The 21286-nt window shown below is 44.3% G+C and carries 28 protein-coding genes; 18 read left to right on the top strand and 10 right to left on the bottom strand.

Translation table 11 applies throughout. From position 1 onward, the window contains the following. Nucleotides 1-41 precede the first annotated feature (41 nt). From HKI82_RS10860 to HKI82_RS10940, 17 genes are all read left to right on the top strand, one after another. Nucleotides 42-1874 carry a diol dehydratase reactivase subunit alpha gene (locus HKI82_RS10860; RefSeq protein WP_165311458.1) on the top strand — a complete coding sequence of 611 codons (1833 nt, stop codon included), beginning with the start codon at nucleotides 42-44 and terminating at the stop codon, nucleotides 1872-1874. After that, entirely contained in the window at nucleotides 1867-2247 is a 381-nt protein-coding gene (locus tag HKI82_RS10865) for a glycerol dehydratase reactivase beta/small subunit family protein (protein WP_171137990.1), read from the top strand. The genes HKI82_RS10860 and HKI82_RS10865 overlap by 8 nt, the downstream gene beginning before the upstream one ends. A 113-nt stretch (nucleotides 2248-2360) precedes the next feature. After that, nucleotides 2361-2960, top strand: a complete 600-nt coding sequence (locus HKI82_RS10870; protein ID WP_171137991.1) for a BMC domain-containing protein — start codon at nucleotides 2361-2363, stop codon at nucleotides 2958-2960. Between the two features lies 1 nt (nucleotide 2961). Next, nucleotides 2962-3597 (top strand): phosphate propanoyltransferase, encoded by a 636-nt coding sequence (locus HKI82_RS10875; protein ID WP_258004315.1) that lies wholly within the window; start codon nucleotides 2962-2964, stop codon nucleotides 3595-3597. Further along, nucleotides 3594-4109, top strand: coding sequence for a PduM family microcompartment protein (pduM, locus tag HKI82_RS10880; RefSeq protein WP_171137992.1), 516 nt, complete (start codon nucleotides 3594-3596; stop codon nucleotides 4107-4109). The genes HKI82_RS10875 and pduM overlap by 4 nt, the downstream gene beginning before the upstream one ends. Further along, nucleotides 4100-4384, top strand: coding sequence for a EutN/CcmL family microcompartment protein (locus HKI82_RS10885; protein WP_102941954.1), 285 nt, complete (start codon nucleotides 4100-4102; stop codon nucleotides 4382-4384). The genes pduM and HKI82_RS10885 overlap by 10 nt, the downstream gene beginning before the upstream one ends. Nucleotides 4385-4395: 11 nt before the next feature. Further along, complete coding sequence (locus HKI82_RS20660) at nucleotides 4396-5388, top strand: cob(I)yrinic acid a,c-diamide adenosyltransferase (RefSeq protein ID WP_171137993.1); 993 nt, start codon at nucleotides 4396-4398, stop codon at nucleotides 5386-5388. A gap of 9 nt (nucleotides 5389-5397) precedes the next feature. Next, entirely contained in the window at nucleotides 5398-6804 is a 1407-nt protein-coding gene (locus HKI82_RS10895) for an aldehyde dehydrogenase family protein (protein WP_171137994.1), read from the top strand. 17 nt (nucleotides 6805-6821) lie between these two features. Continuing rightward, entirely contained in the window at nucleotides 6822-7934 is a 1113-nt protein-coding gene (locus HKI82_RS10900; protein ID WP_171137995.1) for a 1-propanol dehydrogenase PduQ, read from the top strand. Further along, nucleotides 7931-9313, top strand: a complete 1383-nt coding sequence (locus tag HKI82_RS10905) for a 4Fe-4S dicluster domain-containing protein (protein ID WP_277349814.1) — start codon at nucleotides 7931-7933, stop codon at nucleotides 9311-9313. The genes HKI82_RS10900 and HKI82_RS10905 overlap by 4 nt, the downstream gene beginning before the upstream one ends. 3 nt (nucleotides 9314-9316) lie before the next feature. Further along, nucleotides 9317-9865, top strand: coding sequence for a BMC domain-containing protein (locus HKI82_RS10910; protein WP_165311464.1), 549 nt, complete (start codon nucleotides 9317-9319; stop codon nucleotides 9863-9865). Between the two features lie 10 nt (nucleotides 9866-9875). After that, entirely contained in the window at nucleotides 9876-10229 is a 354-nt protein-coding gene (gene eutS, locus HKI82_RS10915; protein WP_102941949.1) for an ethanolamine utilization microcompartment protein EutS, read from the top strand. Then, a complete protein-coding gene (locus HKI82_RS10920) occupies nucleotides 10230-10700 on the top strand; it encodes a EutP/PduV family microcompartment system protein (RefSeq protein ID WP_240956698.1) in 471 nt (156 codons plus the stop codon). Between the two features lie 5 nt (nucleotides 10701-10705). After that, complete coding sequence (locus tag HKI82_RS10925) at nucleotides 10706-11902, top strand: acetate/propionate family kinase (RefSeq protein ID WP_171137996.1); 1197 nt, start codon at nucleotides 10706-10708, stop codon at nucleotides 11900-11902. Continuing rightward, nucleotides 11899-12684, top strand: a complete 786-nt coding sequence (gene cobA / locus HKI82_RS10930; RefSeq protein ID WP_171137997.1) for a uroporphyrinogen-III C-methyltransferase — start codon at nucleotides 11899-11901, stop codon at nucleotides 12682-12684. Before HKI82_RS10925 ends, cobA begins: the two co-directional genes overlap by 4 nt. An 11-nt stretch (nucleotides 12685-12695) precedes the next feature. After that, nucleotides 12696-13775 (top strand): threonine-phosphate decarboxylase CobD, encoded by a 1080-nt coding sequence (gene cobD, locus HKI82_RS10935; RefSeq protein ID WP_171137998.1) that lies wholly within the window; start codon nucleotides 12696-12698, stop codon nucleotides 13773-13775. Continuing rightward, nucleotides 13768-14631 carry a GHMP family kinase ATP-binding protein gene (locus HKI82_RS10940; protein ID WP_171137999.1) on the top strand — a complete coding sequence of 288 codons (864 nt, stop codon included), beginning with the start codon at nucleotides 13768-13770 and terminating at the stop codon, nucleotides 14629-14631. The genes cobD and HKI82_RS10940 overlap by 8 nt, the downstream gene beginning before the upstream one ends. 35 nt (nucleotides 14632-14666) lie before the next feature. Here the strand turns inward: HKI82_RS10940 and HKI82_RS10945 are convergent, their stop codons facing one another. The 8 genes from HKI82_RS10945 to HKI82_RS10975 all read right to left on the bottom strand — a co-directional run bounded on the left by HKI82_RS10945 (nucleotide 14667) and on the right by HKI82_RS10975 (nucleotide 19470). Next, nucleotides 14667-15482: a PhzF family phenazine biosynthesis protein gene (locus tag HKI82_RS10945; protein ID WP_171138000.1), complete on the bottom strand. Its 816-nt coding sequence runs from the start codon at nucleotides 15480-15482 to the stop codon at nucleotides 14667-14669. Between the two features lie 82 nt (nucleotides 15483-15564). Further along, nucleotides 15565-15690, bottom strand: a complete 126-nt coding sequence (locus tag HKI82_RS20620; RefSeq protein ID WP_261881165.1) for a hypothetical protein — start codon at nucleotides 15688-15690, stop codon at nucleotides 15565-15567. A gap of 352 nt (nucleotides 15691-16042) precedes the next feature. Next, nucleotides 16043-16501, bottom strand: a complete 459-nt coding sequence (locus HKI82_RS10950) for an exoribonuclease R (protein ID WP_171138001.1) — start codon at nucleotides 16499-16501, stop codon at nucleotides 16043-16045. 151 nt (nucleotides 16502-16652) lie between these two features. Beyond that, the gene (locus HKI82_RS10955; protein ID WP_171138002.1) at nucleotides 16653-17078 is read right to left on the bottom strand and encodes an N-acetyltransferase; all 426 of its coding nucleotides are present in this window, start codon (nucleotides 17076-17078) and stop codon (nucleotides 16653-16655) included. Between the two features lie 50 nt (nucleotides 17079-17128). After that, a complete protein-coding gene (locus HKI82_RS10960; RefSeq protein ID WP_171138003.1) occupies nucleotides 17129-17659 on the bottom strand; it encodes a lipocalin family protein in 531 nt (176 codons plus the stop codon). 90 nt (nucleotides 17660-17749) lie between these two features. After that, nucleotides 17750-18289, bottom strand: coding sequence for a hydrolase (locus HKI82_RS10965; protein WP_171138004.1), 540 nt, complete (start codon nucleotides 18287-18289; stop codon nucleotides 17750-17752). Between the two features lie 68 nt (nucleotides 18290-18357). Then, nucleotides 18358-18975 (bottom strand): HAD family hydrolase, encoded by a 618-nt coding sequence (locus HKI82_RS10970; protein WP_171138005.1) that lies wholly within the window; start codon nucleotides 18973-18975, stop codon nucleotides 18358-18360. Between the two features lie 204 nt (nucleotides 18976-19179). Beyond that, nucleotides 19180-19470 carry a YkgJ family cysteine cluster protein gene (locus HKI82_RS10975; RefSeq protein ID WP_171138006.1) on the bottom strand — a complete coding sequence of 97 codons (291 nt, stop codon included), beginning with the start codon at nucleotides 19468-19470 and terminating at the stop codon, nucleotides 19180-19182. Nucleotides 19471-19604: 134 nt separating this feature from the next. Between HKI82_RS10975 and HKI82_RS10980 the strand changes: the two genes are divergently transcribed. Further along, the gene (locus tag HKI82_RS10980; RefSeq protein WP_102941935.1) at nucleotides 19605-19937 is read left to right on the top strand and encodes a PBPRA1643 family SWIM/SEC-C metal-binding motif protein; all 333 of its coding nucleotides are present in this window, start codon (nucleotides 19605-19607) and stop codon (nucleotides 19935-19937) included. 225 nt (nucleotides 19938-20162) lie between these two features. Here the strand turns inward: HKI82_RS10980 and HKI82_RS10985 are convergent, their stop codons facing one another. Next, nucleotides 20163-20591, bottom strand: coding sequence for a hypothetical protein (locus tag HKI82_RS10985; protein WP_171138007.1), 429 nt, complete (start codon nucleotides 20589-20591; stop codon nucleotides 20163-20165). After that, entirely contained in the window at nucleotides 20575-21270 is a 696-nt protein-coding gene (locus HKI82_RS20525) for a hypothetical protein (protein WP_240956706.1), read from the bottom strand. Before HKI82_RS20525 ends, HKI82_RS10985 begins: the two co-directional genes overlap by 17 nt. Nucleotides 21271-21286: the final 16 nt, after the last annotated feature.

Raw genomic sequence — 21286 nt, forward strand, 5'->3', positions numbered from 1 at the left:
TCTGAAAGCGCATAAGAAGTTGACGTTAAAGGAGTATGGTGATGGCGTATATAGTGGGCATTGATATCGGTAACTCTACGACCGAAGTTGCATTAGCAGTTCAGCAAGCCGGGGAAACTCGCTTTGTGGCAAGTGCAATTACAGAAACAACTGGTATCAAAGGCACCAAGCGTAATTTGTTTGGTATCTATACTGCGCTGGATCTGGTGGTTAAAAAAGCCAATTTAACACGTGAAGACATTGACATAATCCGCATCAATGAAGCCACGCCCGTAATTGGTGATGTAGCGATGGAAACCATTACGGAAACCATCATTACTGAATCAACAATGATCGGACACAACCCCAAAACACCCGGTGGTTTAGGACTTGGGGTTGGCATCACCATCACCTTTAACGACTTACTGCATTGCGACAAAAGTAAAGCTTACATACTCGTCGCACCCGGCGAGCTCGATTTCGCAGACATTGCTGCCATGATCAATGCCGCAACACAAGCAGGCTACAAAATCGAAGCTGCAATTTTGCAAAAAGACGACGGCGTACTGGTCAGTAACCGCCTCAATAAAATTATTCCTATTGTCGATGAAGTGAAATACATCGACAGAATTCCGATGGGCATGCCCGCTGCTGTTGAAGTCGCCATGCCTGGACAAGTGATCTCTACCCTATCCAACCCCTACGGCATTGCAACTGTGTTCGAACTCGACGCAGACGAAACCAAAAACGTAGTGCCAGTGGCAAGAGCACTTATCGGTACTCGTTCAGCCGTTGTTGTCAAAACGCCTGAAGGTGATGTGAAAGCCCGTACGATTCCCGCGGGCCACATCACTCTTTATTCGGAAGGTAGAACAACAACCATCGACGTTGCTCAAGGCAGCGAAAAAATCATGCAAGGGGTTTCTGCCTGCAAAACATTAGACAACGTGACGGGTGAAGCTGGCAGTAACATCGGCGGTATGTTGGAAAACGTTCGCCAAACCATGGCAGAACTGACCAACAAACCTAGCAATGAAATCTACATCCAAGACTTGTTAGCTGTAGATACTTTAGTACCTATTAATGTCACTGGTGGTTTAGCCGGCGAGTTTTCTCTTGAGCACGCGGTCGGTATCGCCTCAATGGTGAAATCGGATCACTTGCAAATGGCACGTATCGCAGAAGAAATACACGGCACTCTCAACGTCAAAGTCCAAATAGGCGGTGCGGAAGCAGAAGCGGCTATTCTCGGTGCACTTACAACTCCCGGTACACAAACGCCGTTAGCGATTCTCGATTTAGGTGCAGGTTCGACAGACGCTTCCATCATCGACGGACAAGGCAGAATGACAGCCATACACCTAGCAGGTGCAGGTGACATGGTCACGATGATCATTGCTTCCGAACTGGGATTAGATGATACCTATTTAGCCGAAGACATAAAAAAATACCCACTGGCTAAAGTAGAAAGCTTGTTCCACTTACGCCATGAAGACGGCACGGTGCAATTCTTTGATAAACCTTTACCAAGCGAAATTTTCGCACGCGTTGTCGTCGTAAAAGAAACCGGATTTATTCCATTAGCAGGCGAAGAATCGATTGAAAAAGTGCGCATGATTAGACGCACGGCGAAACAACGAGTCTTCGTTACTAACGCTATACGCGCGCTTCGCGCAGTCAGCCCAACAGGCAATATTCGAGATATACCTTTTGTTGTCCTTGTCGGTGGTTCTTCACTCGACTTTGAAGTTCCACAATTAGTCACAGATGCATTATCGCACTACAACCTTGTTGCTGGTCGAGGCAATGTTCGTGGAACTGAAGGTCCACGTAACGCTGTAGCGACTGGGTTGATCCTTTCCTATCACACTAGCAAAGGAGAAGCCCATGCATAGCCAATTACAAGAAGTTCCAGCCATTTGGGTTTATCTGGAACAAGTAGACAACAAACAACTTCATCAGATGCTTTGGGGAATAGAAGAAGAAGGCATTCCCTTCAAAACAACTGAAAAACAGATAACCGACATAAGAAAAGAAGCACATAACGCGGCATCACTCTCACCTCTAGCGGTTGGGATTGCATGTACTCATCAGGAGATCGTGGTGCACTCGCGCAACCTCACTCCTGAAAACCCGCTATTTCAAGTTTCACTGCACACACTCGGCGCTCAAGGCGAGCTTTACAACCAGTTACGCAATCTAGGCTGTAATGCTGCCCGTTTAGTAAAAGGTCTGCCTTTTAAACCTGTGAACGATGCAAACCAGTGAAGCTATTTAAGTTAAGAGCGCTCTAGGAGAACGAGATGAACAACATATTTAAGCATTTTGAAACCCTCTTCCCTAGCAACCAATAACGTGACATTCAAACCAAGGAGGCACGTGTGAGAAAGTCATTAGGATTATTAGAAATCAAAGGGTTAGCTAGCGCTATTTTAGTAGCAGATGCAATGGCTAAAACCGCATCTGTCACTATTGTGGGGATCGAAACCTGTAAAGGTGGCGGTTGGCAAACCATCAAGGTGGTGGGTGATGTGGCAGCAGTTCAAGCATCACTTTCTTCTGGTTGTGAACTGGCAAAACGTCACAACGCATTCGTAGCAATGAAAACGCTCTCCAGACCCGATCAAACCATTATGGATACGTGGGGCACGCCAGTAAAAAAAGCTGAGTTGAAAAAGCCAAAAACTACGCCTCCTAAAGTTGAGCAAGCCATTGAACCTACTGATGTTCAAAAGACTGAAAACAGCGAACCTGTTCTAGAAAATGCTCCTGTTATTAAAAACGAAAGTGTTTCCAAAAACGAACCAGTTTCTGAAAACGAACCCGTTTCGGAATATGACATCGTTGTCGAAGAAGTTATTGCTGAAAATCAACCACCAGCAAGTGTAGAAGCGACTTGTAATTTATGTGGAGACCCGCTTTGTGAACGCGTGAAAGGCGAACCTCACACCAAGTGCATCCACAATACCAAGGTGAAATAACGTGAATATTGTTGAAGTTAAACAAGCAGTTTGCAACGTGTTGACCCAGATGCGAGAAAGACCGATCCCCGTGGGTATTTCTAATCGCCATTTGCATCTGTCTCAACGCGATTACGACTGCTTGTTTCCAAACCAAGCGATGTCGGTTCGCAAAGAGTTAAAGCAACCTGGGCAATACGCTGCGGATCAAACCGTAACGCTCGTTGGTCCAAAAGGAAAATTGGAAAAGGTTCGTATTCTTGGTCCTGTGCGTAGCTCTACTCAGGTAGAAATATCCAAAACCGATGCGCGCACCTTAGGTATTCCTGCTCCGATCCGTTTGTCTGGTGACCTTAACGATACTCCTGGAATCAAGCTGGTCAGCGATATGGGTGAAGTGAACCTGACTAAAGGCGTCATTGTCGCGCTAAGACATATTCACATGTCGCCTCTTGATGCTTTGTTGTTTGGGGTAAAACACGGTGATTCAGTATCGGTTGCTATTGAAGGCACACCAAGAGGAACTGTGTTTGAAGAAGTATCGATTCGCGTGTCTCCAGATATGGTGTTAGAGATGCACCTCGATACTGATGAAGCCAACGCTGCGGACGCGGACAATCCGAAAGCGTTCGCCAAAATATTGAAGGTGTCATCATGATGAAACTGGATGACAAAGTTATTGCAGCCATTGTTGAACGTATCGCAATCCTACTAAGCGAGCGTGAACATGCTGTCTACACCACCACACTTCCAGCGCTGGCTTCTCCTGTTGAACTCGGTGTTCTCGCTCGTCATGGCAAGATGATGGTCGAGTCTGTTGATGCCAATAGCATTTTGGCACTGGCTCGTTGCCAAACAGAGACACCAGAAGTGAAACACTTACTGAAAGTCGTCAGTTTTGGTGTTGAGGTTACTTTAGTCATCCACCCTTCTCTTTGTTCAATGCTGCCTGTTAAGGCTTTGACTAACTTGCCATTTATTTGGCAAACCAAAGATGGTCAGCCCGTTGTTTTATGGGGGCGTTCTGTTCTGGCTTACGGCGATGTCTGCCAACTTACCCATTCCGTCGTGGTAACCAGACCAAACACCATAGTTACAGCAATGGCAAAAGACGTAATGACCAAAAATCACATCATTTGGTCCTGCTCGGAGGACACATTATGGATTTAGCAAAAGTAGTCGGCTCAGTGGTTTCGACTCAAAAATCAGAAAGCTTAGTTGGACGCAAATTGCTGCTTGTACAGCCAGTTGGAACCGACGGTCAGAGCCCTAAAATGCCCGGTTTTCCACCTGAAGTAGCCGTTGATTGTGTGGGCGCAGGTGACGGTGAATTTGTGCTGCTCACCAGAGGATCGTCAGCCAGAGCTTGCCTGAATAACGATCGCTCCGCAGCCGATTTATGTGTGGTTGCCATCTTAGACTCTTTGTCTGTGTCGGATAAGTAAGGAGAAGTCTCGTGGGCATTTACACCAAAACCGGAGACAAAGGCACTACTTCTCTTGTAGGTGGCGTTCGCATAGCAAAAACCGACATACAGGTTGAAGCTTACGGAACCGTCGATGAACTCAATGCCAACATCAGTGTCGCTCAGAAAATGGCGACGGTTGTAAGCACAAAACAGCTGCTTGATAGCATTCAATATCAACTGTTCTATATCGGCGCTGAGCTAGCTTCCCCAGATCTCAACGTTAAATCAGACAATCAGCAGCAAGTGGGTGAACAAGAGATCAAAGCATTAGAAGACGCAATTGATGCTGCTATGGCTCAAGTGCCAGCACTGCACAGCTTTGTGTTACCGGGAAGTTCGGTTTCAGGGAGCCAAATGCATCTTGCTCGCGCAGTATCTCGCCGTGCAGAAAGAAGAGTACTGGCAGTGAACGAAATCAAGCCTGTTCGCCCAGAGCTAATGAAATATCTCAATCGACTCTCTGATGCGCTCTATGCCTTAGCGCGACTCGAAGACCACGAGAATCAAATTAAATGTGTGATTAGCAAAGTTGCTCAGCGTTACCAAACGCTTACAGCAAACGGCGTACACCACTCTTCGGCTCAAGACAAGGCAACACAGACTGCGTTGAAACTGTTACAGCTCGCAATAGCAGAAGCCAAACAGATCGGCATTCCTATTGTTTTTGCGCTGGTCGATGCCCATGGCAACACCATTTTAAGTTATCGCATGCCACACGCTCTCTTAGTCAGCAGCGAATTGGCGCTCAAAAAAGCCTATACCGCCGTGGCTCTAAAAATGGCAACTCACGAATTACATAACCTTGTTCAACCGGGTCAACCTCTGTTCCAAATCGAAGCCAGTTGCAGTGATCAATTGGTCTCTTTCGGTGGCGGCTACCCTATTTTCGCTGATGGAAAAATCATAGGCGGCATTGGTATTAGTGGCGGCTCGGTTGAAGAAGATATGCAAATAGCGCAAGCCGCATTAAAAGGACTCTAAGGAATTATTATGAATAGCACAGAACTCGAAGGAATCATTCGTACCATCCTGACTGAAAAGCTTGCCAGTGAAACAGGGAAAGTATCAAACAGTGAAGCGCCTAAAAGCATCGCTATCTTTGACGATGTTGACAGCGCAATCAAAGCGGCTAACGATGCCTATCGTCGTTACCATGAACTGCCATTGAAATGCCGTAGTGCAATCATCGCAACGCTACGCGCAGAGCTGGATGCTGACATTCCTTATCTTGCAGAAGAAGCCGTCAAAGAGACTGGTATGGGTAATGTGGGTCATAAGATCTTAAAGAACAAACTGGCTCTGGAAAAAACACCGGGTATTGAAGATCTCAAAACCACAGCGCTGACTGGCGATGACGGTATGGTGTTATTTGAATATTCGCCATTTGGCGTGATTGGTTCAATCACACCAAGTACCAACCCAACGGAAACTATCATCAACAACAGTATCAGTATGCTCGCGGCGGGTAATGCGATTTACTTCAGCCCTCATCCGGGTGCGAAAAATCTTTCAATCTGGTTAATCAAACGTATTGAGAACCTAATCTATAAAACCTGCGGTGTTCATAACTTAGTCGTAACGGTTTCTACGCCAAGTTTTGAGAACACCCAGTTAATGATGCAGCACCCCGATATTGCTGTATTAGCCATTACCGGTGGACCTGCAATTGTAACCATGGGTCTAAAAAGCGGTAAGAAAACTATTGGCGCCGGAGCGGGTAACCCGCCGTGCTTAGTTGACGAAACTGCCGAGATTACTAAAGCCGCGCAGGACATCGTTTCTGGCGCTTCCCTTGATAACAACATCCCATGTATTGCAGAAAAAGCGGTTGTGGTAGTCAATCAAGTCGCCGACGAACTCATCACGCAGATGGTGGATTACGGAGCCCTGCTGATTCGCAGTGCAGAAGATGTCAAAGCGCTTAATGCAGCCTGCATTATTGACGGTGGAATCAATAAAAAACTGATTGGTAAAAGCACCACAACCATTCTTGAAGCAGCAGGTCTGCCAGTTCCATTAAAAGAGCCAAAACTGATCATCGTCGAAACCGCAAAAGATGATCCACTTGTGATTCATGAGCAGCTCATGCCAGTGTTGCCAATAGTTCGAGCAAAAGATTTTGAAGAAGCCTTAGCGATATCGCTCAAAGTCGAAAACGGACTGCACCACACTGCGGTCATGCATTCACAGAACGTGTCGCGTTTAAACAAAGTCGCACAGCTGATGCAAACATCGATATTTGTTAAAAACGGACCTTCATACGCAGGTATCGGTTTCGGAGCTGAAGGGTTTAACACCTTTACGATTGCAACGCCAACGGGTGAAGGAACAACGTCTGCCAGAACCTTCTGCCGACTAAGACGTTGCACGTTAACTAACGGCTTTTCAATCCGTTGATTTTGGTGGCGACTACCATGAAACGTTTTTCTATATCAACCGCCATATTTAGTGGTGAAAACAGCCTGAAACGCTTGAACAAATATCAGAACAAGCGCGTTTGGATTGTCTGCGATGAGTTTCTCGCTAAAGGCACGCCTATTGAGCGTGTCAAAGCGGAACTCAAAGGCAATGAAATCAGAGTCTATACCGATATTCAGCCTGATCCGAATGTGTTGACGGTTGTTTCAGGCATGAAAGACCTCATCGCGTTTAAACCTGATGTAGTGATCGGTTTTGGTGGAGGATCTGCCATTGATGCAGCTAAAGCGATGGTCTTCTTCGCCACCAAATTCGATATCAAGCTTGAACGTTGCATCGCCATACCAACCACCAGCGGTACAGGCTCTGAAGTCACTAATGCAACCGTGATCACCGATGAAAACAAAGGCATTAAATACCCAATATTTGATGCCACTATCTACCCTGATGAAGCGATACTGGACCCTTCGTTTGTCGTTACTGTGCCTCCCCATATCACTGCCAATACGGGGATGGATGTGCTAACACACGCCATCGAAGCTTATGTATCGACCACAGCCAATGACTTTAGCGATGCTTTAGCAGAGAAAACCATATCTTTAGTGTTTGAGTACCTACCCACCGCTTGTGTCAAAGGCAATTGTGAGAAAACACGGGAAAAAATGCACAACGCATCGTGCATGGCAGGCATGGCATTTAGCCAGTCAGGCTTAGGAATAAACCACGCTATCGCGCATCAGTTAGGTGGTAAGTTCCACGTTGCTCATGGGTTGGCGAACGCAATTTTGTTGCCCCACGTGATTCGTTTCAACGCCAAAAACGATATTCGCGCTCGCAAACGTTACGCACGCATCGCAAAAGCGTGCCGCTTCTGTCATCCAGATGCGTCCGCTGAAGCCGCTGTGAATCAACTGATCCACAACATCGTCAGATTACAAAAAGAAGTGAAGATAGCCACTTCATTACACGTATTAAAAATTACCCGCAGAGACGTTCTCGCCCAAATGGATGCGTTAGTGGAATCCACATTACAAGATTCCACCATGACAACTACTCCGTATAAAGCGAACCCGCTGCAGGTGAAACAAATCATAGAGGCAATCCTATGACCCTAACTAATAGTATGACGGAAACGAAGGAAGCACCGTTACGTGAAATGAAATCTCTATCCGCTGAAAAAATCGCGGATATTGCGCGTGAATCTGGCATCGTCGGTGCAGGAGGCGCGGGGTTTCCGACCTATGTGAAGCTGCAATCGAAAGCTGAAATATTTCTGGTCAATGCCGCTGAATGTGAACCGATGCTGAAAGTCGACCAACAGCTCATGGTGAGCCACGCCCGTAAGCTGATTCAAGGCATTCGTTATGGAATGAAAGCAACTGGTGCGAAAGAAGGCATCATTGCTCTCAAAGCTAAATACAAAAAAGCAATTGCCACACTTACCCCTCTGCTTACCGACAACATCCGTATCCACATTCTGCCAGATGTGTACCCTGCGGGAGACGAAGTCATCACCATTTGGCTTGCTACAGGTCGACGCGTGCCACCGGCACAAATTCCGATCAGCATTGGCGTAGTAGTAAACAATGTTCAAACCCTAATTAACCTAGCCAAAGCGATTGATGAAGAAAAGCCCGTCACCCATAGAACGCTCACCATCAATGGTGCAGTAAACAAACCAATGACGCTTACTGTTCCTATCGGTACAAAAATGAGTGAGTTGATTGAGCTAGCTGGAGGTTGCACTGTCGACCATCCAGAGTTCATCAATGGTGGTCCCATGATGGGCAAATACATCTCTGATATCGATGCTCCTGTTACTAAAACCACAGGGGGAATTTTGGTATTTCCCAGAGAACATCTGCTTATTCAGCGTCGTCTTAAAACCGATCAACAGATCATCGCGATGGCGAAAACCGTGTGCGAGCAATGCCGCCTTTGTACCGACTTATGCCCAAGACACATCATCGGTCATGAACTATCACCGCATGAACTGGTTAAGTCGATGAGTTACAAACAGTTTGCTAAACCATCAACCTTGCTATCGGCGCTAACCTGCTCGGAATGCAGTGTTTGTGAAAGCTACGCATGCCCTGTTGAGATTTCGCCTATGCGTATTAACCAGATCTTAAAAGGTGAATTACGCGCTCAAAAAGCAAGATACGAAGGTGAAATAGAGCCACAAGATCCGATGGCTGAACATCGTTTAGTCCCTATCGGACGTCTGGTTAAGCGTCTTAATTTACTGCCTTACTACCATGAAGCACCAATGGTTGAACCTTTGTGGCAACCAGAGTTTGTTTCCATCCCACTGCAACAGCATATCGGTGCTCCTTCTGTTCCTGTTGTCAGTGTTGGTGATCATGTTGAAGCCGGAGATTGTATTGCAAAAGCAGCACCTGATGCGCTCAGCGTTGCTCAGCATGCCAGTATCACAGGCACCATAACAGAAGTTGGCACCAAAGTTATCACAATGCGTCGGGGGTAATGTATGCATCATGCAATTGGATTAGTTGAACTCAACAGTATCGCCAAAGGAATCGAAGTTACCGATACGATGCTAAAAAGCGCCAATGTAGAGCTATTGACAGCGAAAACCATCTGTCCGGGTAAATACATCATTATGGTTGGCGGAGAAATCGCTGCTGTAAAACAGTCGGTAGAAAATGGAGAACGACAAGGTGAACACATGGCAATTGATAGCTTTGTGCTGCCTAACGTTCACGCCTCTATTCTACCCGCTTTAAGCGGTGTCACAGTCACCGACCATAAGCAGTCTATTGGCGTAGTGGAAACCTACAGCGTAGCAACTTGTATTGAAGCCGCAGACGCTGCTATTAAAGCCTCCAACATCGAACTGCTCAGAATTCATATGGCGTTTGGTATAGGTGGTAAATGCTATTTCGTCGTAAATGGTGATGTTTCTGATGTGCAAACCGCCGTCACTGTCGGCAGTAACCGAGCAAGCGACAAAGGCTTACTGGTTCACGGCTCTGTGATTGCAAAACCACACCCTGAGTTATGGCGTCAGTTGATGTAACGAGGTTGCTATGTTCGATAACTTAGAAAAAAAAGAGCGCGTTATTCAGGAATACGTACCGGGTAAACAGGTGACACTGGCGCATCTTATCGCCAATCCGAATAAAGCGGTTTACAAGAAACTTGGACTGAATGAAGCCGCAAATGCTATCGGTATTATGACGATAACGCCTAGTGAAGGTGCAATCATCGCCAGTGATGTAACGACCAAATCCGGCAATGTCGAAATCGGCTTTATTGACCGTTTCACCGGTGCGGTAGTGATCACCGGCGACGTATCTGCGGTGGAATATGCGCTTAAACAGGTGATTCATGTGCTGAGCAATCAACTCAAGTTCACCCCATGCGACATTACTAGGACCTAAATGATGAAACGTCTGATGTTGGTAGGTCAAACACTGAGTGGCAAAACCACGCTGCTGCAAAAACTACGCGGCTTACCATTACGTTATCAAAAAACTCAGTCGTTGGAATGTGAAGATCTGTCCATTGATACCCCTGGGGAATACTTGGAAAATCGCTGTCTCAACAGCGCTCTGATCACCACATCCTACGATGCCGACATCATAGGTTTAGTTCACAGCGCAACAGCCATTCAACAAATGTTCTCCCCTTTGTTTTCCAGTGCTTTCACCAAGCCTGTGATCGGTATTGTCACTAAAGCCGACGCCCCTGATGCCAGTATTGGAGAAGCCATCGCCCATTTAGCTAATGCAGGTGCAGACCCCATTTTTGTTACCTCCTCATTCAATGGCGATGGTATTGACGATTTGGTGGATTACCTCAGTGAAACTAAGGATCAACAAGCTTTAGCACTTGTTACAGAAAGGAATTAAGCACGATGTCACTTAACGAAGCATCTCAGAAAATTATCGCCATTAACGCTGGCAGCTCTTCTCTTAAATTTCAGTTGTTTTCAATGCCTGATGAAGTTTCTCTATGCCAAGGTTTGGTTGAACGTATAGGTTTAGCCGATGCGATTTTTACCATGAAGTTCAACGGACAAAAAGTGAGTAAGACCATCAGCATAGCCAACCACCAGCAAGCGGTGGATATGCTGCTTACCAGTTTAATTGAGTACCGAATTGTTGCTGATTTAAAAGAGATACAAGGAGTGGGTCATCGAGTGGCACACGGAGGAGAATACTTCCCTGATAGCGCCATCATCAATGAAGACACGATTGAAAAAATCACTCGATTAAGTGACTTGGCACCGTTACATAACCCTGTCAACTTAACCGGAATACACGCGTTTAAACAGACGTTGCCCGATGCAAAAGCAGTCGCCGTATTTGACACCTCTTTTCATCAGACCATGGCAAAACCTGATTACATCTACCCTATTCCGTATGAGTATTACCGTAAGCACGGTATTCGTCGTTATGGGTTTCATGGCACGAGCCACAAGTACGTGGCGAACCATTATGCCGAAATGATTGGCAAACCCGTTACTGAATTGAATCTCATCACCTGCCATTTAGGAAACGGCTCCAGTATTTGTGCCATTAAAGGTGGTAAATCGGTTCATACTTCGATGGGATTTACACCGCTTGCTGGAGTAATGATGGGGACACGTTGTGGAGACATCGATCCTTCTATTCTGCCGTTCCTAGCTGAAAAAGAATCGCTAACTTTGTCTCAGTTAAACGAGATGATGAATAGCCGCTCAGGTTTTCTGGGAGTATCAGAACTATCTCACGATTGCCGCGATATACAGCAAGCATCAAAAACCGATCAACAAGCCAAGTTAGCGTTGGATATGTTTGTCGAACGTGTCCGAGCTTATGTTGGTCAGTATCTGGTTAAGCTAGGTCGTGTTGACGCCATTTTATTTACCGGAGGTATCGGGGAAAACTCTACCGATATCCGAGAAAGTGTATGTTGTTCGCTAGAACCACTAGGAATATGCGTCGATGTGAACAAAAACCGCTCTAAATCAACGATTTTTTCTACACAAGAGAGTTCAATTTCTTTAGCGGTAATTGAGACTAATGAAGAACTAATGATTGCTAAAGACGTCATGAGGGTATCACTATGAAAGGGAAAGTTTGGTTAGTGGGTGCAGGTCCGGGCGACCCAACACTATTAACAGTAAAAGCGCTGTATTGTATCCGTGAGGCTGACGTCATTGTTTACGATAGGCTGGTAAGCAAAGAGATATTGCAGCAAGCACCAAGCAGTTGCCAAATGGTCAATGTGGGTAAGTTACCGAATTTTCACCCAATTCCTCAAGATGACATCAATGAAACCTTAGTGAATTTCGCCCAACAGGGCTACAATGTCGTGCGTTTGAAAGGTGGTGACCCCTATGTGTTTGGTCGTGGTGGTGAAGAAGCAGATGCCTTGGTAGAACACGGAATTGAATTTGAAGTGGTTCCGGGAATTAGTTCTGCCATTGGTGGTTTAGCTTATGCGGGTATCCCTGTCACTCACAGAGATCATGCCTCCTCCTTTCACGTAGTAACAGGACATCTAAAGCAAGGTAAAGATCCACTCGATTGGTCTTTGTATTCTAAACTAGATGGCACTCTCGTTATTTTGATGGGTATGAGTCAAATCGAAAACATCTGTCAGCAATTGGTCGACAGCGGCAAAGCTACGGATACTCCCGCAGCGGTGGTTCGTTATGCTAGCCGTGATAACCAACAAGTGGTTACAGGAACCGTTACTGATATAGCACAGCGCGTGAAAGAAGAAGGCATTACTTCGCCAGCCTTGATAGTGATTGGCGGCGTTGCTCAGAAACACGCAACACTTTCGTTTAAAGCCACATGTCGTCAAATTAGCGAGTTAGCACAACTTCAACTCGATTTAGCTTAAAGGCAGTCAATATGGCGATAAGTGGACAACACGGTGGTAATGTCCTGCAAATGGCAAATCAATTTGGTCTCGCTCCCAGCGATGTCATTGATTTCAGTGCAAACATCAATCCTCTGGGTATGCCCGGAGGATTAAAGCATCTGCTTGTAGAAAACTTATCGCGCTTAGAGCAATATCCCGATATTGATTACCACCTGCTGCATCGTCAGTTGGCTCGTCACCATCAGTGTTCACAAAGCCATGTAATTGCTGGCAATGGCGCAACTGAGCTGATCTTCCTTTGGGCGCAATACGTAAAACCCCAAAAAGCACTACTTGTGGAACCAAGTTTTGGCGAGTATCGCCGCGCACTCACACGCGTTGGTTGCAAAATCACCAACTACTTGCTGTGTGAAGAGGAAGAGTTTCGCGTTACCAAACGTATTCTTACTGCTCTTTCGCCCGATCTTGATTGCTTATTCTTGTGTACACCTAATAACCCGACAGGTCTGCAACCTGACCCAGACTTGTTGACTGAAATCTTAAATCGTTGTGACGTTATGGGCATCAAGCTGTTTGTTGATGAGTCGTTTCTCGACTTTATGCCCGAAACGAAGAGTCTTTGTAGGTATCTGCCCTGTCACGACAATCTTTACATCTTGCGTTCACTGACCAAGTTTTATGCCCTGCCCGGTTTACGTTTAGGCTACATGCTCTCTTCCGACGCAGAGCTTTTACAACAGATCCGCGAGCAAAGAGAACCTTGGACTATCAATGCCCTTGCTGCATTAGCAGGAGAAGTGCTGTTTGATTTCATCACCTATCACCAAGCAACCTACAACTGGCTTTTCAAAGAGCAAACTTATCTATTAGGTGAATTGCAACAGTTTGAAAAAATCAAACTCTATAAACCTTCAGCGAACTACATTTTTTTTAAACACTTGGATAATCAGTCGGCGCTGCAATCACAGCTAATGAAACACGGCATTTTGATTCGTAGTTGCGCTAACTACCTAGGTTTGGACAAGAGCTTTTACCGTGTGGCAATCAAATCAAGAGCAGACAATGAGCGTCTAGTGTCGGCCCTTAAGAAGGTGTTTAATCATGGCTGAAGCGAGCTGCCCAGCTTCGTGCGGAGAACTAATTCAAGGGTGGATTTCCGGTGGTGAAAAGCTGGTGTCTTGCCCTATTGATTGGTTCAGTACCGTCGAAGTCAGCTCTGGTTTGGCTACACTAAGTAATCAAAGACCGATGATGCGCAAAGCGCTGGAATTAACCCTAAAGCAGCTCAATATACCAAGCGCAGAATCTCAGCAATTAAAGATCGACTTTCACTCTACTATTCCCGTAGCAAAAGGAATGGCAAGCAGCACCGCCGATATCGCAGCCGCAGTCGCTGCAACCTATCGCTACTTTCAATGTGACTACACAGCAGAACACCTTGCTTCACTTTGCGCTCAACTCGAACCCACCGACAGCACCATGTTCAACGCCCTAACCTTATTTGATCACAACCAAGGAGTTGTGGCAGCGCAATACGGTTCGATGACAAGTCTTGATGTGTTGGTATTAGAAAGCCCAATACAGCTCGATACGGCGGCATACCACAAGGTGGATCACCGCCATTCATTGATGAGCTCTTCATTGAGATTAGATACGGCGAACACTGATCTGGCAGATGCCATTAAACTGCACAACCCGAGTCAACTTGGCAGAGCAGCAACTGCCAGCGCTATTGAAAGCCAGATCATTTTGCCTAAACCCCGCTTTGAACAACTACTCAACATCGTTGAAAAACACGACCTGTACGGGTTGAATGTTGCTCACAGTGGCAGTGTGGTTGGGCTACTTTTTGACGCGAAAATACACGATATTGAACACGCTATTTTCGATATGGAAAATCTGGGAATAAGAGATTGTTATCCCCATTTTCATCAATGCAAGATGGTTGACGGCGGTGTTCGCTAGTATCAATCAAGCGAACACCACTAAACTGCTTTTTCTTAAGCAATTCGCATCTGCCCTTGTAGAACAGTGACTGCTTTTCCTGAAAGTTTGACGGTGTTTGCGTCAAGCTGCTCTACGTCGACATAACCACCTCGACGCGATGCTTGATACGCTTTTAACTTTGTTTTATTGAGAGCTTTTGACCAATAGACACTCAATGCACAATGCGCTGAACCTGTTACTGGATCTTCGTTAACGCCTACCCAAGGTGCAAAGTAGCGTGAAACAAAATCAACACCCTCAATTTCGTTAGTCTGACTCTTTTGAGTCGTAATCAACACACCTCGTCCTTGCAATTTTGCCATTGAGCTAAAATCAGGCTCAAGTTGATAAAGAAGTGCTTCATCGCTAATCACTATGAACTGTTTAGTGTCAAAAATCCCATAATCCAAGATGTTAGATTTATGTAGTCCGATTCTTTCAATCAGCTCCACGTTGATTTCAGCATCGAATTCTAGAACTGGTGCAGGAAAGGTAAGATGAATTTCATCAATATCCAGCTCAGCGGTGAGCAAACCTGACAAGGTATGAAATCCAATAGTGTCACCTGTCTTATATAAATCCAGTTGTTTTAAGATATGCGCAACCGCCAACGTGCCATGTCCACAAAGTTTGACCTCCACTTCGGGCGTAAACCAGCGAAGCTGCATCGTATCCATGGCTAGAAAAGCGGTTTCAGATACCGCCATTTCCGCGGCAATTGCATACATCTGGGACTCATCAAGAGCAGAGTCTGTAATACATACACCAGCAGGATTCCCTTTGAACACTTCAGATGTGAATGAATCGACTTGATATACGTTAACTTCCACAAGAACTCCTTTAACTGAGAAAAGCGCCTTCATAGCGAGCAAGAAGTTGCCTTAACACAAACCTTACAACCAACTGAATTTATTATGAATAAATATTATTAATTTTAATAACAACCATTAAACGCACTTTAAGAATAGCCTTGTTCTTCCGTTGATCTTTAGGAGAACAAGTAGCGATGAAATCTGCAATTTTGGCGGTATCAGCCATTGTACTTTCTTTGGTTTAGTTAAGTTCAGGGCAAGCAGCGATTCAGGCTATTAACAAACTCGCTGCCTTCACTGAGTCCAATTTTACGACTGATACAACACCAGTAAATACTGAAACTATAGCTAACTAGAGAACTGCTCGAATGAAAATGAACACTGATACTTTCATGACTTACGTGCTAACAATTAAAGCCACTATTACCGCTGTAATACTTACAACAACAGACATATTAGAGTCGATTATCCTCTCTGTTGTTAGTTTCTTATCGTTCTAATAAGAGTTCCATGGAAGGTAATTTTTTCTGGAATCACTCTTCAGTTCGCTATATTTGAAATTTTAACCATCCGCGCCATTATGGTTGTGAATTTTCTTTAGCATTGATATCAGCATAGGTGTGCAACAGCTCGGTTAACGTATTCACCCAACCGAATGCATCTACAGGCGCATTTACCAGCAGCTTTTCAACCAATTCACAATGAGTTTCAAGCGTAATAGCTTGCTCCAAATTGAAAGAGATGGCGTAGAAATGCCAAAGCACTAAGCGGGTCATTCTTTCACTGTTTTGTTTCGCGTTGTCTGAATCATCAAACGCTTGCTGAATTTCACTCAGTGCAATTGCAGTCATGCGAAGCATTGCGTCTAGTCGTGCAGACATCATGCGCTCTTCACTGTCGACCTCTTCCTGTTCGAAAGTAAAAATTTCGCTCATCACGTCTTCTGGAACCATTTTACTGATCATTCGAACGGCGAATTCTTCCAGTTCGTGGCGAGGCATGGTTACAAGGCAGTCAAAAGTATAGTCACGAAGCATAGTGGCCTTCTGGCGGATAGTTATTCTGAGCGCGTATTCTAATCGTTAGTGTTAGGTTTACCACCCTTTTTGCAGCTGTAGCTCGTTTAACAACACATAAAATCAAGCTCAGCAGAGAGTGAATAATTCACAGTTTAACGTCATTTACCGCTTACCCATTAAAACTCAAGGTGAATTCTTGATGTCCAGTATGAGGATCGGTTTGTTCGTTCACCAATTTGAAACCTTGCGATCGATAAAAGTCATAGCTCGCTTGGTTTTCTTTATACACATTAAGATTTATTGTTTGGCGTAGAGTTTTAGCGTGATTGATGAGTTGCTTGCCAATACCTTTACCTTGCAGTTCTGGTTTGACAAAGATTGCAGCTAGGTTGTTCTCATACAATGCATAAAAGCCAACGACTTCAGAGTCAAGTTCATAAACGTAGGTTTCTGAAGCAGGAATGTAGAGGTCACGCATATTGCCTATTTGCGAGCGCCAAAAATCTTCTGCTACAAAGCTATGAGCTTTAATCGAAGCTTCTAGCCAAATTTCGATGACGGAATCTAGGTCGTTATCGCTGTATTTTCTAATCATTTTTAAACTCTATTTCATCGACATATTGAGAACAGTCTTGGCATAGCATTTCAGTCAAACAGGCTTTGTTCCTGCTCAACAAAAATTAGCTTATCTGTATCAAAACCACGCTCTTTCGCCATTTGGACAAATTGAGTTATCACTTCAGGTTCTACAGTTGGCGTTCTCGCCAATAGCCAAAGGTAGTCAGTATTAGGGCCAGAGATAAATGCATAGTCGTAATTGTCACGCTCTAAAGCAAAGACCACATAAGAGCCGTAAAAAGGGCCGAAGAAAGAAACTTTGAGATAGCCTTCTGATTCGCTTTTTACAAAGTAAGCTTTCCCTTCTGCTTCTTTCCATTCATCATCGCTTGCCAAATAGCCCCTGTTTAGCACAGACACACCGCCATCATCACGAAGAGAGTACTCAGCAGTCACTTGACTTAATCCCTCTTCGAAAGAGTGATCTAAACGTGCTATTTCATACCATTTGCCAAGGTAGTTTTGAAGTTCAAAGCCAGTAACAGGCTTTACTGTTTGCGGCATTCCCAAACAGCCACCTAAAATTAACGCACTAATGATGAGCAAACATTTTTTCATTGAAGTCTCCAAAACCTAGGTATTGCTTACGATCACCCAATCAATCCAGAGATTAAGGTTACTCGCAACCAATTGATAGTAAAACACTATCTACTTAATTAAGTTAAGTATCTCTTTAAACTCTGGTGCGCGGCAATCTTCAACTAACTCGTAGAGACACATTTCTAATCCTGTGATATCGACACCTGAACCAGCTAACTTGTGTATCGCGAGATCTTTATTCGATTGGTCTCGAGAAGAAACACAATCAGAGACTAGATTCACTTCAAAACCCATGTTTTTGAGGTGGACAGCCGTTTGATAGACGCATATATGCGCCTCAATTCCACAAATCAGCCAAGAGGTTTTACCGGATGTTTTAATAGCTTCGACAAAATTGGGATCTCGATAGGCATCAAAAGTAAATTTAGCTATAGGGCTGTGATCAATCAGTAGAGCTTGCAACTCATTAACGGTTTGCCCCAGTTTTTCTGGATTTTGTTCTAACCAGATTATCGGTAAACCAAGGACTTGGGCCCCTTGAATTAGTTTTGCACAGTTTGATATCACCACGTCACTGTTAGACACTAATCTGGCCAGCTTCCCCTGAACATCTACGATAATAAGCCCAGTATTTTCCTTATTAAGCATGAGCACTCCTTAGCCAAACCTATTACTATTAGTCACCTAGATTTTTCGAAAAGTTTATAGTTATGCAATTAGATTTGCACACCTAAAGACCTTAATGCTTGTTCACACTGGCTAACGTTTGCAAACTGGATTGCGGCGATACCGACACATTCCGCTCCTCTCACATTATGTGGCATATCATCGATGAACACAGTTTGTGACGCTTTTAGATCATATTGAGAAAGCAGAGTCTGGTAGATTTCTGGCTGAGGTTTCAATAATCCAACGTCTGCAGAAACTACTGCACCGTCGAACAAATCCCAGAACGTGTAGGTTGATTTTAAGTGGGAAACAATTTCATGAACATTATCAGTTAACGCTAGAACATTATAACCGGTAGATTTGCAGCGCTTTATTAGGTCAACAGAACCATGAATGAGTATTTGAGTTTGCTTAACGTAATAAAACAGCCGCTCACACTCTAACTCAGTAAGCCCCAGAGCTTCCTTATATTGAGTTTTCGCATCATTTTCTGTGATTTGGCCTTTATTCAGCTTTAGCCAAGTTTCAGACTGAAAGATCGATTTTGCTTTCTCTTCAACAGCGTCGTTGTCTCCAAATGTGAGCCTGATAATCTCCAAAGGAGCCCAACGAACGACAACATTGCCGATATCAAAGACTACGTTTTTAATCTCAACAGAACTCATTTAAGATCCCTTCTTAAAATTGACGAACAAAAAAACACCGGAAACTAACAAGCCATTACTAGTGTTATTAATTACCGCTCATTCATTGAAGCAGGTTTCCAACCCCGAACTAGCTTGAGTGATACCCCAAGCAGCAGTATTCAAATTCATGGTAAACAAAGAAATCATACATTAAAAAACGGGTTGCATAATCAAATGATAGTCTTACTGGAGTTCAATTCGTTCGTCCAGGCATTCATTTGAACCCATTTCGAATTCACGACATATCCAAGGGCGATTTTCATAAATCGTGCACATAAATGTGTCTCTGTCTAAGGCAGCACACCAGCCGTCATGCAGGCGCATCATTGTCTCACCACCATACTGGTCACGCTTGATAAATTCTTCTGGCACGCCAGTATCTGAAATAATCATAACTTCAAGACGGCAACAACATGCTTTGCAGTTCGAACAAGATACATCGGAGGAAGGGAGATTTTTAGTTGGTATAATCATGAAGTACTACAATTTGGGCAATTGTGCATGATACCGTAATCCAATACATATGGTAGGAACTTCTTTATCAATTGGAATAGTTCCGTATAATCGCGACCAAAATTACGCCACACCAACCTATCAGTGAGTTTCAAATGTCCAAACTATTTTTCAAAGGTCGAATCGATGCTAGGCAAAACCACGTCATTTCAGGCTACAACGTAAAACGTGATGTAAAAGCAGGCACTGAGGAAGCTCCAATCAATGTTGTCGTTCCAAGCGAAACTCGTAAAGCAGAGATTGAAACGTTGCTTTCTGAGCACTCAATTGTGGCGAATATTGTCGTAGACTCTGAGCAACCAGAGAACACGGTTGAATTAGATACGCTATTGAATAAACCTAAAACTGTTACCTTTGACAAAACACCAAACCGCAATGAACCATGCATTTGCGGAAGCGGGAAAAAGTACAAAAAGTGCTGTGCTTAAGCTCTTTCTAATTACGTTAAAAAAACCGTCTTGCGACGGTTTTTTAAGATCTTCTGACTTCACTTGATACTTAGCGTATTAGTTGAATTCGTAAAAAGCTACATTAAGAAACAAACACCACTATCCACCATAGAAACCTTTAAATCTTTGCATCGTAAATACAAAACCCAAACTTGAACATTTCAGCTAACTATTAGTGATGTTGGTGCCTACACGTTGTACGTTTTAATTTGGTCGAACATACATTAAATGAATACCCGTTGGCGTTATCTTTGTTAGATCTCTGCTGTAGACATACCCATATCGTTCTAATAAATCAATAGAGTGATATGTCCAACCTACCGCGAAGGCTATACCTATCAATGCAAAGTACATACAAACCTTGTTAGCCAGTTGCATCGCTTTAGGAGAATAAACTTTTCCAATTCCTTTCCCATAATAGAGAGCTTTTGGCGACATCCAAAGTAAGCAAAGCACTGCACCTAGACACCCAAAAGGAGCCCAAAGAGTTAAAACAGATACCCTTACCACTACCTCATTGTTCAATAAATCTAAATAATCGCAAAATACCCCGTAGGAAGGATAGACCCAACAGGTTAGCATCAAAGCAATTAGAGCAAATCCCGCTAGGCGAACTTTAATTTGAGATGACATTTTCTAAGGTCTCCACTAAATGATCGGAAATCTTAAGATCGCTCCAAGCCATCTCGATTAGAGTGTAGACGGCAACACATGCTATTGCACCAATAAGAATAGGAGCACTATAGGAAGCCGCGATCCACAACGCAGCCTCTCCAGCCCCAAATTGTACTAACGCTTTAAACATGTCGGAGCCCACATTTCCAAACCAATTAACCAAGTGATAGTCATCCTTAAACACAAGATCCGATGTCGCTAAGCTTGCAGACACCACAAACGTTAATGCGGCTGCACCTTTAAAGTCGGACGCTTTTGATTTGGGACTGAATCCTGCTTGCATAGATTTGAAAGAGTTCAGTGGATACTTTTTGCCGTTCATATTGATACGAGTACCGTTAACAAAGGCATGTTTTAGGGTTTTGCCGTTTTTATCCGTACCAGCAAATGCCACAAAGGTTTTTCCTTTACTCTCAACTAAATCTGCTTTAATACCCATATCACCAAATTGCTTAGCGATAGAATGGGCATTAAACATTGGTTCTGTATGGTTGAACCATGATTTAGAAGTATTGATGCTTGTGGCAAGGACAGCAGCATCGCGACCATACTCCAACCATATATTGTGCAAAATCTTATGAGTGTAGTGGCATAGTGAATTTGGCCACCTGATTAGAGGTGTTAAGATACACTTCATAGAATGACAGGTGAAA

Source organism: Vibrio plantisponsor, assembly GCF_013041605.1.
GTDB lineage: Bacteria > Pseudomonadota > Gammaproteobacteria > Enterobacterales > Vibrionaceae > Vibrio > Vibrio plantisponsor.